Source organism: Acinetobacter modestus (assembly GCF_014636095.1).
In the GTDB taxonomy this organism is placed as follows: domain Bacteria; phylum Pseudomonadota; class Gammaproteobacteria; order Pseudomonadales; family Moraxellaceae; genus Acinetobacter; species Acinetobacter modestus.
In genome coordinates this window covers 32,661-44,995 of the sequence record NZ_BMDV01000006.1, presented here as the reverse complement: position 1 = coordinate 44,995, position 12,335 = coordinate 32,661, and the positions used below count along the sequence as shown (strand labels likewise).

Genomic DNA, 12,335 nt, shown 5'->3' with positions numbered 1-12,335 from the left:
AGGAGAATTCCTGTGAGCGATATCGAACAACGCATCAAACAAGCTGTAGCTGAACAATTAGGTATGCGTGCCGAAGAGATTAAAAACGAAGCATCTTTCATGGATGACTTAGGTGCTGACTCTTTAGATTTGGTTGAACTTGTAATGTCTTTCGAAAATGATTTTGACATCACGATTCCAGACGAAGATTCTAATGAAATCACGACTGTTCAATCTGCAATTGATTATGTAACCAAGAAACTAGGTTAATTATCTTGCATGATTAAAAGCCACCTTATGGTGGCTTTTTTATGTACTATCTTTGCTGCTTGAGGGAATATATACATATTTTTACAAGAAAAAATAAACTCCGAATATGAAATGATTTTATTTAAGTGTATAAAATCTATGCTATTTAAAATAACTTATTAAATCATAACAATAAAAGGAAACATTATGAGTATCGAAATGCGAGTTAAGCAAATTATTGTTGAACAACTCGGTGTAGACGAGGGAGAGGTAGTAGCTAATGCATCGTTTATAGATGATTTAGGTGCTGATTCTTTGGATGTAGTTGAACTAATTATGGCTTTTGAAGAAGAATTTGGAATTGAAATTCCAGATGAAGATGCAGAGAAACTTCTTACAGTGCGTGATGCTATTAATTATATTGAGATGAATGTAGGAGGCGATATGTAAATTCCATCATACTTTTAGTTTATCGAAAGATGATGTTTCATGAATTTATTAATTACAGAGAGTAATACAGTTATATTAAAAATTAAAATATAAGGAAAATTCTATGAATTCTGAAAAAACAATAGAAGATAGCCTTAAGACAGTAATTAAGGAGAAGTTTGGTCTTGTAGAGATGAGACCCAGCACTCGTTTGGTTGAAGATTTACATTTTGATAGTCAAGACACCTTAGATCTTAGTAGGGCGATTGAGGCGGAATTTGGTTTTGAAGTACAAGATGAAGATATGGAAAAAATAGATACATTTCAATCACTGGTTGATTATGTGACTAATAAAGGTTAATCATTTACATGATTGAAAAGTCATCGAAAGTTAGTTTTTATATGTAGAACTTCTTGATTTGAATAGCTATATAAATATTTTTACAAGAAAAAATAAACTATAAATATGCAAATAATTTATTTGAGTGTATAAAGTTTATGCTATTTAAAATAATTTATTAAACCATAACAACAAAAGGGAATTTTATGAATATAGCAAACCGTATTAAAGAGATCATTATTGAGCAACTTCGTGTAAATGAAGAAGATGTTTTACCGAATGCATCCTTTACAGATGATTTAGGCGCTGATTCATTGGCTGTAGTTGAACTCATTATGGCTTTGGAAGGGGAATTTGGTATTCAAATTCCTTACGAAGAGGCCGAGAAAATTATTACAGTTCAATCTGCAATTGATTATATGACCAATATTGTGGGAGAAAATGCTTAAATTGCTTGAAGTTTTGAACGAATTGAAAGCCACTGTAAAGTGGCTTTTTATATTTAGAAATGCGTAAATATACGAATTTCAAATCAGTTTTACTGCATATACATATATTTACAAGACCTCGTTAAATTGAAACTCGCATACATTATTTTTTCGGTATAACTAGTTGTAAGTCCGTTTTGACTATGCTTAATCAATAATTACAGAGGAAATAAAAAATGGGTCTTTTTGATTTTGTTAAAGGCATTGGTAAAAAAAATACAGCACCAGCAGAACCTCAGCCTGCTCCAGCCACACCTGTTGAGCCTTCAGCTCAAGAGATTGCCAATAAATTATTAGGTTTGATTAAAAGTTTAGGTCTTGGTGTTGAAGGTTTATCAGTAACCTACAATGGAAATACCGATACAGCCATTATTAAAGGGCAAGTCAAAAGCCAAGCAGATAAAGAAAAGATAGTTCTTGCCGTTGGTAATATTGATCACGTTGCTCAGGTCGATGATCAGATGACGGTTGAGGTACCCGAACCAGAAAGTAAATTCTATACCGTAAAATCAGGTGATAATTTATCTAAGATTTCTAAAGAGTATTATGGCGATCCAAATCAATACAATAAAATTTTTGAAGCGAATAGACCATTACTCAAAAATGCTGATGATATTTTTCCTGGACAAGTTTTACGTATCCCTGAATAAATTGTAATGTGACAGAAGAGGCGTGTATTGCGCCTTTTTTTTTATTTCAAAATAAAAGATAAAATCTATAAAATTGAAATTACTAAAACATTTAAAAAAATGAATTCATTTACTTATGCTTTATGTCAAAAGCCCGTATTAAGTGTGGCCATGTGGATGACTGGTCTTTGTGCATTTCCTCCATTATTTTCAAATTTGCCGATTGATTTAACTCATACAGGCGCATTAGCAACTACTGAATTTAAGGTAAATGTACCAAAGTCTTACCACTTAAGCCTAACTGTTGAATTTGAATCAGCACAAAAGCGAGTTGATGATCTTGTTGTTGGAAATCCTTTTAACCAATATTGTGATGGGACTATAAAATATAACAACATTCCTGTAGAGAAGAGAAAAGAATTAGGTCAACCAATAACCTTACAAGTTCTTGTAAGAAAATCAAAAAATCATGAAATTGTTTTTAATCAGCAATTTCAGTCTTTATGTTCAACAGGACATGATGGTAAAAATAAAAGTTACAGAAGTATTGGCTGGATTCCTTTATCCCAAGATCTTTATGTAATTGAAGTTATTAATTTACAACCACATAAGCAATTAAAAAATGTCAAAACAACTTTAAGCTTAAATGCAAGTAATGGTGGTAAATAATCTTAAGATAATAATTGTTCAGGAAGTTTATCCATTAATTGTAAAAAAGGTTTTGGGCTTTGTAATGCTCTAGATAGGATTAAAGATCCTTGAATACGTATCACAGTATCTTGTGCTCGCTCGAAAGCTTGTTCTTCTGATATTCCCGCATCTTGTAAAACGACAGCGATACTATCAATCAGTCTTGTAAATACGGGTTGAATTTGAGGCAAAAAGGTTTGGTGCACTTCACTTAAGGTTAAAACTGCCAAAATACACGCTACATGGCCATTTTCATAAACTTGTCTTAATGAATAGGTCAGAGCTTCTAAACGTTCAATAGGTGATGTGTTGCTTTGTAGGTGAATAAAAATATGATCTTCGCGCCATTGTTCTAAATAGCTCAAAACATCTTGTGCCATTTGTTGTTTTCCATTTGGAAAGTGATGATACAAACTGGCTTTACCTAAACCTGTCCGTTCAGAAATTTTGGATAAAGAAGCGCCTTCATAACCATATTCTCTGAAAATACTTAATAAAGATCGAATTAAAGTCGGTTTATCCATAAAAACTACTCATATCACTTGATTTTGTACCGATCGTTCGGTACATTGAAATTATATAACCACAAAAGAAGATGACAATGAAACTTTATAATACTGTAATCTCAGGAAATTGTTACAAAATCAGATTATTACTTTCATTTCTGAATTTAGACTACGAAAAAGTTTCTATAAATTTAGCTGACCAAGAGCAAAAGACAGAGCATTTTCTAAAACTGAATCCTTTAGGGCAGATACCTGTGTTAGAAGATCAAGGGAGGCATATCCATGATTCACAAGCAATCTTGTGCTATCTCGCTAGAACATATGATGCTCATCAGCTTTGGTTTCCTCAAGAAACAATTGTAATGACGCATATTTTAGAGTGGTTGTTTTTTGCAAATCAAAGAATTGCTTCTACTTTATCGGCAGCACGAGCATTTCATCTGATTAAAAAACCAAATATTGATATCGAAAATGCGACTGCAATGTCACATGTATCATTAGCAGTTGTAAATCAACATTTAAAAACAAGAAATTGGTTGGTTGGTGAATCAGCCACGATTGCAGATATTGCTTGTTATCCCTACATCGCTTTAGCGCATCAAGGAAAAATAGAATTAGACCCATATCCATATGTTCAGGCTTGGTTAACACGTTTTCAACAATTGCCTCGTTTTATTGAATTAGATGAATAATAGGTTAGGCATGAAAAAAGTATTGATTACTGGAGCCAGTCAAGGAATTGGGCAAGCGATTGCTCAAAAATTCTTGGATGAGAATTATGAGGTGCATAATATTTCTCGACATACTCCACAATATTCACATCTTCATTTGCATCATTGGCAAGCGGATATGTTGCAATATGATCAAATTGAAAAGGTGATTCAGCAGATTGGGCAGTTTGATGTGCTGATTAATAATGCAGGCTATATGAATACACTTACAGCCGCTTCATATACGTGGGAAGAAATGCAAAAAATTATGCATGTAAATCTGATTCATACGATGCAGTTGAGTATTGATGTGGCGGAGAATATTTTTAAAAATCAGAAATTTGGACGCATTATTAGTATGGCATCCATTGCTGGGCAAATTGGGCATCCTGATATCTGGTATGGCATTTCAAAAGCGGGGCTAATTAATGGGATGCGTAGTTTAGCTCGTAGCCATGCCCAGCATAATATTCAAACCTTTAGTCTCGCACCTGGCCCTGTTGAAACACGGATGATGCAAAAGATTCCTATTGAAAGACAAAAGCGGTTAAAAGAAGCCACTTTAAATCAGCAATTCTGCCAAACACAAGAAATTGCAGAAACAGCTTTTTGGCTGGCGCAAGCAGCTCCAAATTGTTTAAGTGGCGAGGTATTTGATTTGAATAATGGTGTGAATTGTCGTTAGATCATGTTGAATAAATGAATAGAAATATATGTATTTCTATTCATTATTATTTAAGTTTTAAAACCGCTTTGGAATTTTTTGCCCATTGGGTACAGGGGTCTCAGCTTGTTTTAATACACCAAATAACCACGTTTCAGCATGTTGGACAGCAATTTTAAGTGAATCACCTAAGGCTAAACGTCCTGCAATAAAACTTGCCAAAGAACAGCCAGAACCATGATATTGTCCGTCTAAACGTGGGCAATGGCTTTCAGCAATCATTTTGCCGTCAGCATAAAGTACATTACGAATATGATCAGGTGTATCTTCATGTCCACCTTTCACTAGTACAGCTTTTGCACCCATCTCAAATAATTTTTGAGTGGCTTGCTCAATATCATCAATACCTGTTAAGGCTCTTAATTCAACTGTATTTGGGGTAATGACTGTGGCTAAGGGAATTAACTCAACAAATGCTTTAACTAATGTTGCTTGATCACCGAGTGAACCCCCACTATTCGCGACTAATACTGGATCTAGTACATATTGATAATCTGGATGTTGACGTAAAAACTCAGCCAATGCAGTAATATTATCGGTTGTACCCAGCATGCCTGATTTTACACATTTAATCGGTAAATCACCCACTACTGCATTTGCTTGAGCAAGTAGTAACTCTTTTGAAGTGGCTTCAAAACCAAACACTTGTTGCGAGTTTTGAATGGTCAATGCTGTGCAGGCAATTGCTGCATGTGCGCCACTTTGCCCAATTGCCTCAATATCTGCTTGTAAGCCAGCACCGCCTGATGGATCTAAACCTGAAAAACATAGTACGCTAGGACGCACAGCCATTTCCTTTTATTCTCTCATTTAAGCTAGTATATGGGAGTTTCGAGAAACTCTCGACTATGTTATGTAAGGCTTTAAGAGATTGAACGAATGACGATCAAAAATATTCTGATTGATTTAGATGGGACTTTAACTGACCCTAAAGCGGGTATTCATCGCTCAATTCGTTATGCTTTAGAAAAACTGGGCCACCCTTTAGCGGATGAGGTTGATTTAGATTGGACGATTGGACCTCCGTTGAAAGCTTCATTGGCAAAGTTATTAAATACTCAGGATGATGATTTTGCTGAACAAGCGTTACTTGCTTATCGCGAGCGTTTTTCAGTGACTGGTTTATTTGAAAATGAAGTCTATGTAACAGTGGTAGAAACGTTGCAACAGTTACAAGTACAAGGTTATCGGTTATTTTTAGCGACGGCGAAGCCAACAGTTTATGCGAAACGTATCCTTGCTCACTTTAGGTTGGATCAATATTTTACTGAGGTGTATGGCAGTGAGTTAACAGGTGAACGTACCAATAAAGTAGATCTAATTGCATATATTCTTGAAAAAGAGCAATTGGATGCGCAGCAGTGCATTATGGTTGGAGACCGACAATATGATGTGATTGGTGCACGTGCCCATGGTATTGAAACCATTGCTGTAAATTATGGTTATGGCACAGCAGAAGAACTTGCTCAAGTACAACCGCTTGCTCAAATCTCACAATTTAGCCAATTGCTTAATACGGTGAATCAACTGAATTTAGAACGAAAAGTATCATAATCATGAACGCAATAAAAAGCCTCGAATGATCGAGGCTTTTTTGTTTCATTAAATATTATGTTTTAAGCGGTATTGAACCAATTCTTCGATACTAATCACGGTAAGGCCATGTGTCTGAGCATAAGCTAGAACTTGAATACCTGATGCCATAGAGCCATCAGGATTAGTCAATTCACATAATACGCCAGAAGGTTTTAAACCAGCCAAACGGGCTAAATCTATTGTTCCTTCAGTATGTCCTCTGCGAGTTAATACGCCACCATTACGTGCACGTAATGGGAACACATGACCTGGGCGACTCAAGTCACTTGCAACAGCGCCATCTTTGGTTGCTGCCAAAACCGTAGTGACACGATCCTTGGCAGAAACACCGGTGGTCACACCTTGTGCCGCTTCGATAGTAACCGTAAATGCTGTTTTAAATTGACTAGAATTATCTACCACCATCGGTGGAAGTTCTAAATGATCTGCCAGTTCCTCAGTTAGACACAAGCATACAATCCCAGAACCATCACGGATCATTTGTGCCATGGTTTCGATCGTCAGTGTTTCGGCAGCAATAATAAGATCGGCTTCATTTTCACGATCGAAATCATCCATAACCAAGACGGGTTTGCCTTGGCGGATATCTTCTAGAGCTTGTTGAATACGTTGTTCAGCAGGAGAAAGGGCTGAAAAGAAAAGTTCGGGTTGAATTAAACTCGACATAATGAAACGCTCTCGTAAATAGGATACGGTTGAACATTTCAGGACTGATGTAAAAAATAAGCGTACACCAAAACAACGCGAAAAGCGTATTTCAGTGGTTTCGTCTTCTTTCATCCGGACTATACCGTCGGCTTTGGTCTCTCACCAAATCTGCGAGTATATAAATATATATACAGGCTCGTGGGCTGGTTAGGTCACTTGATTGCAAAACCTAACTTACCACCGGTGGGGAATTACACCCCGCCCTGAAGCGATGTGCCTTGATTATAGCCAGATTTTTATGAGAAAAGGCAACTTTTTATAGAATGAATCGTTCTATCTAAATCTAGAAATAAGCTGAAGTTCATTTGAAGCTTTTCGTTCTTAATGAAACTAGTATTGGATGTTAATTGAGCATAAACTCAAGTCATAAAACAACAATAAAATAGGCAATCAAATGGATCAACAACATAAATCAGAGTTAGAAAAAATGGCACAACAACTTCATCGACCTGTGATGAGTTTTAAAGATTTTAAGCATGTTTCTGAGCAGGATATGAACTGGCTTAATCAACAATTACAACGGACTATTCAATTAGAAAATCAAAGAATCAACAAAAGTTTATTTCAGATGCCATTTTTTTTACGTTTTCTTTTTAAAAATAAAAAATAACAAACATAAGGAAAGTGATTATGACTCGACTTGCTGTTCATGCCGAAATTATAAAATTAACCCAGATTCTTAATGTTTCAGAGCAACAATTGGCTTTTTTAATTCCTTTAGCACCTGAAAGCTTAAGACAATTTCGTTTTGCAATTATTGAGTTGCTACAAAGCCAACAAAAAACACGCTTCCGTTATCTTGCTGCTTGGGTGAATTGGCTGCCAAGTAGATTAACTGCCATTATGGTAAAGCAATTATTTGATCCATTTATCGTCGCTCAAATCGCAGTACATTTATCTACAGAGAACCTTTATCGAATTGCAAAACATTTACCAGCACATACATTAGCTTCAATTTCAGTCTATTTAGATCCTAGATTAGCGAGAGAATTATTAGCTTATTTTACTACCCATCAAATTAAGGATATTGCTCAAGTTCTTTTACAACAAAAAGACTTTGTAACGATGGGGCGTTTTGTTGGCATGCTATCTGATGAAGTGGTACAGGATGTGGCTCAAATCATTGAAAAGGAAAGTGATCTATTGGAAATCGCTTTTTATATTGAATCAAGAGAGCGTATTGATCATCTTGTGCATGTTTTACCGAAGGAACGTATCATAAAGACATTATTGATTGTAAGTGATCCGACACAACGCTTAGTTTGGCCGAAGCTATTGGCGTTAATGAGCCATATTGGTTATGAGCTCAAACAGGAATTAGGTGATCTAGCCGTACAGCAAGGGGAAATTGTGATAAATGCAATTATTCAGGCTGCGCAAGAAGACCAACTTTGGGAAGATATGTTGCCAGTAGTTGCATGTTTATCTGAACAAGCTCAATCCTATGTCGCAAATTTACCAGCTTTGCGCCAAGTTGAAATCATTAAAAGTATCGTTGAAGCCGCAGATGAAAGTGATTTATGGACAGACATGTTGGTGGTAGTAAATTACATGCAAAATGAAGCGAGACAAGTCGTTGCAACGGCTATTGCTCAAATTGATATTAAGGTTCTACATCATATTGCTTATGCTTCCTTACTTCGTTCGCAATGGGAAGTAACTTTTGATATTGTCCGTCGCATGCCACTTGAGAAACAGCAGCAATGCCAGCAAATTTTGAATACTTATATGCAGCAACTTGATGTGGAAACATATCAATATTTAGATGGTTTACTTGAGCGATATCAAATTTACTCTTCAAGCTAAAATCTATGCAGTGGGAAGGGTCTCTCGAATAGGAACTAATGTGGCGAGTGCATGTTCATAACCAAGCTCAACCAATTGATCTAATCGATGCCAATCAAACATACCAATACCATTGATTGGCATACGAATATGTAGATTGGCACGTTCAATCGCAGCAGTCTGGATCATGGTATCACTCGCAAGAGTTGCTGTTCGCATTAAGATTTCTGCAAGACGTGGAGCATGTAGGAGTTTGTCTTTGATCGGTTTATTCCAATTGAGTAGGGCACTTTGATCTGGTTGATCTAAACCAATACCCGGAACGCGAATATCATCGTGTAAACTGACATTACTGGCAATAATGGTACCTCTTTCCAAATTTTGCATAACATCTGTGGGAAGGTTGTTAATCACCCCACCATCGCATAATAAGTTCTCGCGCCATGCAACAGGCGGGGCGACACCGGGCACACTCATACTGGTTCCAACCCATGTGGCCAATTCACCTTGATCATGAATCACAGCTTCGCCAGTCGTGAGATTGGTTGAAATACAGTAAAATGTTCTTTTTAATTCTTCTATACGTTGATGACCGAATATCGCTTGTAGGCGAGAGTGAAAACGTTGTCCACGAATTAAAGATACTTTAGGCATGGTGTAGTCATTTAAATAGTTTCTTGCCACAAAGGTTTCATAAGCGATATGTGTCATTTCAATACTATCAAAACCGCAGGCCACCAAAGCAGCGACAAATGCTCCCATACTGGTTCCGCCCACAATATCAATTGGGATATGCAATTGTTCAAGTGCACGAATTAATCCAATGTGAGCAAAGCCGCGTGCACCGCCGCCGCCAAGAACTAAACCAACGCCTTGACTCGAAATCTGTCGGGCAATCGCACAAATATCTGTTTGTGCCCATGGATGAATAAAATAATGAGCGCGTGCATGATAGAGCTCTTTCCAAGTAAGGGTATAAGGAGATGGATCACCCTCTGAACGTAAAAGAACTAATTCAATTTGGCTTTGCCAATCGTGTTGATTTAAGATATCTACTAGCGGTGTATGTACAGGTGTTTGATTCGCTTCAGCCAATATCAAAATGCGATCAGCTTGGTGTAAGCAGCGTTTAGACCAGTCATCACCATTTTGGTGAGCAGCATAAAGTACGTAGCAATGTTTTTCTTCTAAGCTAGCCAACCATTCTCTTAATTTTAAATCATCATGCCCATAATCAAGTGGCGTTTGGCTAAATCCAATTCCAAATAGGGCATCGACATGAGCAGCCGTGACTAAACGTACGTGAGGCCAACGTTGTAAATGCTCAGTAAGCTTTTCTGCTAAATGAATTGCTGGGATCTGAGAAGACACTGGAATAATCGATAAGGTACGATTATGGCTCATAGGATGAGCATGTTGTAACTCAGGCTGAGTACGAGCAATAATTAATTTAGATAAGGCAAATAAGGTATCGGTTTGCTCGTGAAGGAAATCTATAAATTGTTGTCGGGGAATAACCAAAAGCGTTGTATCCCGCATTGCTTTGACTGAACCATGATGGGGTTGATTAGAGATTACGCCCATTTCTCCAAGGATCTCATAACGACCTAAATAAGTTGATAAATTTGAAGCGGTCGTTAATTTAATGCGCCCATACACGACAATATAAAGATGAGAAGCGGGATCATTGAGATTGTAAAGTTGCTGTCCTGTCTGTAAATATCTAATTGAACAATCATGAGTGAGCTTAACCAAGCTAGGTTCATCTAAATGTGAGAAAACGCTGACTTTCCGAAGTGTCTCTATAATATCCATATGATTTAATTTTCTTTATTTTCTATTTATTTAATAAAGTGTCAGGCTGCTTTACAAGTCCGATTAAGTAAAATAAAAGCCTATTTTTAAGTTTTTTTGTATTTAATATTTTCCTTTTAGAGTCGCAATAAAAAAGCCAGTTCTTATTGACTGGCTTTTTAGAAATATTTTAAGTATTTATGCAATTTGTACAGGAATACAGTTTGCCGTGTGATTGACAGTATTGTCTGGATTTGCATAAACCAAACGTGGTTTGTGGAGGTTTGCTTCTACTTCAGTGAAATCACCAAAAGTTGCAATAATTACTAAATCACCAACATCAGCTTGGTGTGCTGCGCCGCCATTCACTGAAATAATACCTGAGTCATCTTCACCACGAATTGCATAAGTTGTGAAGCGTTTGCCGTTCGTTACGTTCCATACGTGGATTTCTTCGTATTCACGAATCCCTGCTAAGTCCATTAATACACCATCAATTGCACAAGAACCTTCATAATGAAGTTCTGCATGAGTGACAACTGCACGGTGAATTTTACATTTTAATAAACGAGATAGCATGGCTAGCGTCTCCTGAGTAAGACCTAAGATGAATATCTTATTGGTTGACTTGTCACGTTTCCCGCTGGCGATAGGCGGTTTGATGCGCATTTTGCGCTTAAAAATGCAATATGGCAAGCGTGATTGATCAACAATTCAGTTTAAATTTAAGCGGGTTTGTATGCATTAATTTGATTCATTGCCTGTGAAACTTGTCCGTCGATAAGCATTTTCACTTTTGATAAGGCATGATCAATCGCTGCATCCATTAAAGCTTGTTCACTGCTAGGAGCTTTGCCAAGCACATGACCAGAAACACGTTCTTTAGAACCAGGATGTCCAATTCCTATACGTAAGCGATGGAAATTAGCACCAATATGTGGAACGATGTCGCGAAGACCATTATGTCCGCCATGTCCACCACCTGATTTTAAACGAATAATACCAGGATCCATATCGAGTTCATCATGAGCAACAAGAATTGCTTCAGGTGCAACTTGATAAAATTTGGCAAATGGTACGACACTTTGACCAGAACGGTTCATGAAAGTGGTAGGTAAGAGTAAACGTACGTCATGACCATCAATTTGACCACGACCGCTGTATCCATGAAATTTTGGATCAGCCTTTAAAGAAATACCATAACGATCTGCAAGCTGTTCTACGAACCAGAAACCTGCATTATGGCGGGTTTGGGCATATTCCTTACCAGGATTACCCAAACCAACAATTAGCGAAATATTTGACACTAATTTACGCCTTTAACACTTATGCGCGTTTGAAGTCAGCGTGCATAGGTGTGTTTTTAGCTGGGTGACGTTGTAACGCTTGGATTTTAACGTTTTCAACTTTATCGCCGATTTTGATTTCGATAACTTCTTCGAAGAAAGCGTTGTTTTCTAAAGCTTTAACGATTTCACGAAGCTCTAAAGTAACGGCTACAGGCTCAGCGCTACCACCATAGATGATTGCTGGGATTTGAGCAGCGTGGCGAAGGCGGCGGCTCGAACCTTTCCCTTGTTGTGCTACTTCACGTGCTTGAGCGTTTAATACGAAGTTTGCCATGGGCATATCCTCATTGAGTTTGAGTAACTAAACTTGCGACCAGTTTAGTGATAGAAAAACCCTAGCGAGCTAGGGTTTAAGAAAA

18 protein-coding genes and 1 riboswitch are annotated in these 12,335 nt (G+C 37.2%); of the genes, 11 read left to right on the top strand and 7 right to left on the bottom strand.

What is annotated here, in order from left to right; genetic code table 11:
• The first annotated feature begins 12 nt into the window (after window positions 1-12).
• The 6 genes from acpP (IEV17_RS13290) to IEV17_RS13265 all read left to right on the top strand — a co-directional run bounded on the left by acpP (IEV17_RS13290) (window position 13) and on the right by IEV17_RS13265 (window position 2,783).
• Window positions 13-249, top strand: coding sequence for an acyl carrier protein (acpP, locus tag IEV17_RS13290; RefSeq protein ID WP_004655272.1), 237 nt, complete (start codon window positions 13-15; stop codon window positions 247-249).
• A 186-nt stretch (window positions 250-435) separates the two neighbouring features.
• Window positions 436-678 carry an acyl carrier protein gene (gene acpP, locus IEV17_RS13285; protein WP_004663556.1) on the top strand — a complete coding sequence of 81 codons (243 nt, stop codon included), beginning with the start codon at window positions 436-438 and terminating at the stop codon, window positions 676-678.
• A 103-nt stretch (window positions 679-781) separates the two neighbouring features.
• Window positions 782-1,018, top strand: a complete 237-nt coding sequence (locus IEV17_RS13280) for an acyl carrier protein (protein WP_004663554.1) — start codon at window positions 782-784, stop codon at window positions 1,016-1,018.
• Window positions 1,019-1,203: 185 nt separating this feature from the next.
• Window positions 1,204-1,446, top strand: coding sequence for an acyl carrier protein (gene acpP, locus IEV17_RS13275; RefSeq protein WP_004663551.1), 243 nt, complete (start codon window positions 1,204-1,206; stop codon window positions 1,444-1,446).
• 215 nt (window positions 1,447-1,661) lie between these two features.
• Complete coding sequence (gene lysM / locus IEV17_RS13270) at window positions 1,662-2,135, top strand: peptidoglycan-binding protein LysM (protein WP_004663549.1); 474 nt, start codon at window positions 1,662-1,664, stop codon at window positions 2,133-2,135.
• 27 nt (window positions 2,136-2,162) lie between these two features.
• Entirely contained in the window at window positions 2,163-2,783 is a 621-nt protein-coding gene (locus tag IEV17_RS13265) for a DUF5625 family protein (protein ID WP_004663546.1), read from the top strand.
• Between the two features lie 2 nt (window positions 2,784-2,785).
• Here IEV17_RS13265 and IEV17_RS13260 read toward each other — a convergent pair whose 3' ends face one another.
• Complete coding sequence (locus tag IEV17_RS13260; protein ID WP_004663544.1) at window positions 2,786-3,328, bottom strand: TetR/AcrR family transcriptional regulator; 543 nt, start codon at window positions 3,326-3,328, stop codon at window positions 2,786-2,788.
• 77 nt (window positions 3,329-3,405) lie between these two features.
• Here IEV17_RS13260 and IEV17_RS13255 point away from each other — a divergent pair, with 77 nt between their 5' ends.
• Together IEV17_RS13255 and IEV17_RS13250 are read left to right on the top strand one after the other, a co-directional pair.
• Window positions 3,406-4,002, top strand: coding sequence for a glutathione S-transferase family protein (locus IEV17_RS13255; RefSeq protein WP_004663542.1), 597 nt, complete (start codon window positions 3,406-3,408; stop codon window positions 4,000-4,002).
• A 10-nt stretch (window positions 4,003-4,012) separates the two neighbouring features.
• Complete coding sequence (locus tag IEV17_RS13250) at window positions 4,013-4,705, top strand: SDR family oxidoreductase (RefSeq protein ID WP_004663541.1); 693 nt, start codon at window positions 4,013-4,015, stop codon at window positions 4,703-4,705.
• Window positions 4,706-4,762: 57 nt separating this feature from the next.
• On the opposite strand, the gene IEV17_RS13245 is transcribed toward IEV17_RS13250, so the two are convergent.
• Window positions 4,763-5,530 carry a hydroxymethylpyrimidine/phosphomethylpyrimidine kinase gene (locus tag IEV17_RS13245; RefSeq protein WP_034601836.1) on the bottom strand — a complete coding sequence of 256 codons (768 nt, stop codon included), beginning with the start codon at window positions 5,528-5,530 and terminating at the stop codon, window positions 4,763-4,765.
• A gap of 93 nt (window positions 5,531-5,623) precedes the next feature.
• On the opposite strand from IEV17_RS13245, the gene IEV17_RS13240 reads away from it, so the two are divergent.
• The gene (locus tag IEV17_RS13240) at window positions 5,624-6,298 is read left to right on the top strand and encodes an HAD-IA family hydrolase (protein WP_004663534.1); all 675 of its coding nucleotides are present in this window, start codon (window positions 5,624-5,626) and stop codon (window positions 6,296-6,298) included.
• Window positions 6,299-6,346: 48 nt separating this feature from the next.
• On the opposite strand, the gene ribB is transcribed toward IEV17_RS13240, so the two are convergent.
• Entirely contained in the window at window positions 6,347-7,006 is a 660-nt protein-coding gene (ribB, locus tag IEV17_RS13235) for a 3,4-dihydroxy-2-butanone-4-phosphate synthase (RefSeq protein WP_004663533.1), read from the bottom strand.
• Window positions 7,007-7,104: 98 nt separating this feature from the next.
• A riboswitch (FMN riboswitch) is annotated at window positions 7,105-7,262 on the bottom strand.
• A 180-nt stretch (window positions 7,263-7,442) separates the two neighbouring features.
• Between ribB and IEV17_RS13230 the strand changes: the two genes are divergently transcribed.
• Together IEV17_RS13230 and IEV17_RS13225 are read left to right on the top strand one after the other, a co-directional pair.
• Complete coding sequence (locus tag IEV17_RS13230; RefSeq protein WP_004663532.1) at window positions 7,443-7,658, top strand: hypothetical protein; 216 nt, start codon at window positions 7,443-7,445, stop codon at window positions 7,656-7,658.
• A 20-nt stretch (window positions 7,659-7,678) separates the two neighbouring features.
• A complete protein-coding gene (locus IEV17_RS13225) occupies window positions 7,679-8,854 on the top strand; it encodes a hypothetical protein (RefSeq protein ID WP_004663529.1) in 1,176 nt (391 codons plus the stop codon).
• A 3-nt stretch (window positions 8,855-8,857) separates the two neighbouring features.
• Here IEV17_RS13225 and IEV17_RS13220 read toward each other — a convergent pair whose 3' ends face one another.
• From IEV17_RS13220 to rplY, 4 genes are all read right to left on the bottom strand, one after another.
• The gene (locus IEV17_RS13220) at window positions 8,858-10,648 is read right to left on the bottom strand and encodes a patatin-like phospholipase family protein (RefSeq protein WP_004663526.1); all 1,791 of its coding nucleotides are present in this window, start codon (window positions 10,646-10,648) and stop codon (window positions 8,858-8,860) included.
• Between the two features lie 177 nt (window positions 10,649-10,825).
• Complete coding sequence (panD, locus tag IEV17_RS13215; protein ID WP_004655255.1) at window positions 10,826-11,206, bottom strand: aspartate 1-decarboxylase; 381 nt, start codon at window positions 11,204-11,206, stop codon at window positions 10,826-10,828.
• A gap of 146 nt (window positions 11,207-11,352) precedes the next feature.
• Window positions 11,353-11,934 (bottom strand): aminoacyl-tRNA hydrolase, encoded by a 582-nt coding sequence (gene pth / locus IEV17_RS13210; protein WP_004663524.1) that lies wholly within the window; start codon window positions 11,932-11,934, stop codon window positions 11,353-11,355.
• 19 nt (window positions 11,935-11,953) lie between these two features.
• Entirely contained in the window at window positions 11,954-12,250 is a 297-nt protein-coding gene (rplY, locus tag IEV17_RS13205) for a 50S ribosomal protein L25 (protein WP_004663523.1), read from the bottom strand.
• Between the last annotated feature and the right edge of the window lie 85 nt (window positions 12,251-12,335).

What these genes read in the sequence shown, in the direction of transcription:
- IEV17_RS13255 (WP_004663542.1), top strand. Translation starts at nt 3,406, where the DNA reads ATGAAACTTTATAATACTGTAATCTCAGGAAATTGTTACAAAATCAGA.
- IEV17_RS13240 (WP_004663534.1), top strand. Translation starts at nt 5,624, where the DNA reads ATGACGATCAAAAATATTCTGATTGATTTAGATGGGACTTTAACTGAC.
- acpP (WP_004663556.1), top strand. Translation starts at nt 436, where the DNA reads ATGAGTATCGAAATGCGAGTTAAGCAAATTATTGTTGAACAACTCGGT.
- rplY (WP_004663523.1), bottom strand. Translation starts at nt 12,250, where the DNA reads ATGGCAAACTTCGTATTAAACGCTCAAGCACGTGAAGTAGCACAACAA.
- IEV17_RS13225 (WP_004663529.1), top strand. Translation starts at nt 7,679, where the DNA reads ATGACTCGACTTGCTGTTCATGCCGAAATTATAAAATTAACCCAGATT.
- ribB (WP_004663533.1), bottom strand. Translation starts at nt 7,006, where the DNA reads ATGTCGAGTTTAATTCAACCCGAACTTTTCTTTTCAGCCCTTTCTCCT.
- IEV17_RS13230 (WP_004663532.1), top strand. Translation starts at nt 7,443, where the DNA reads ATGGATCAACAACATAAATCAGAGTTAGAAAAAATGGCACAACAACTT.
- panD (WP_004655255.1), bottom strand. Translation starts at nt 11,206, where the DNA reads ATGCTATCTCGTTTATTAAAATGTAAAATTCACCGTGCAGTTGTCACT.
- lysM (WP_004663549.1), top strand. Translation starts at nt 1,662, where the DNA reads ATGGGTCTTTTTGATTTTGTTAAAGGCATTGGTAAAAAAAATACAGCA.
- IEV17_RS13260 (WP_004663544.1), bottom strand. Translation starts at nt 3,328, where the DNA reads ATGGATAAACCGACTTTAATTCGATCTTTATTAAGTATTTTCAGAGAA.
- IEV17_RS13220 (WP_004663526.1), bottom strand. Translation starts at nt 10,648, where the DNA reads ATGGATATTATAGAGACACTTCGGAAAGTCAGCGTTTTCTCACATTTA.
- IEV17_RS13280 (WP_004663554.1), top strand. Translation starts at nt 782, where the DNA reads ATGAATTCTGAAAAAACAATAGAAGATAGCCTTAAGACAGTAATTAAG.
- acpP (WP_004663551.1), top strand. Translation starts at nt 1,204, where the DNA reads ATGAATATAGCAAACCGTATTAAAGAGATCATTATTGAGCAACTTCGT.
- IEV17_RS13250 (WP_004663541.1), top strand. Translation starts at nt 4,013, where the DNA reads ATGAAAAAAGTATTGATTACTGGAGCCAGTCAAGGAATTGGGCAAGCG.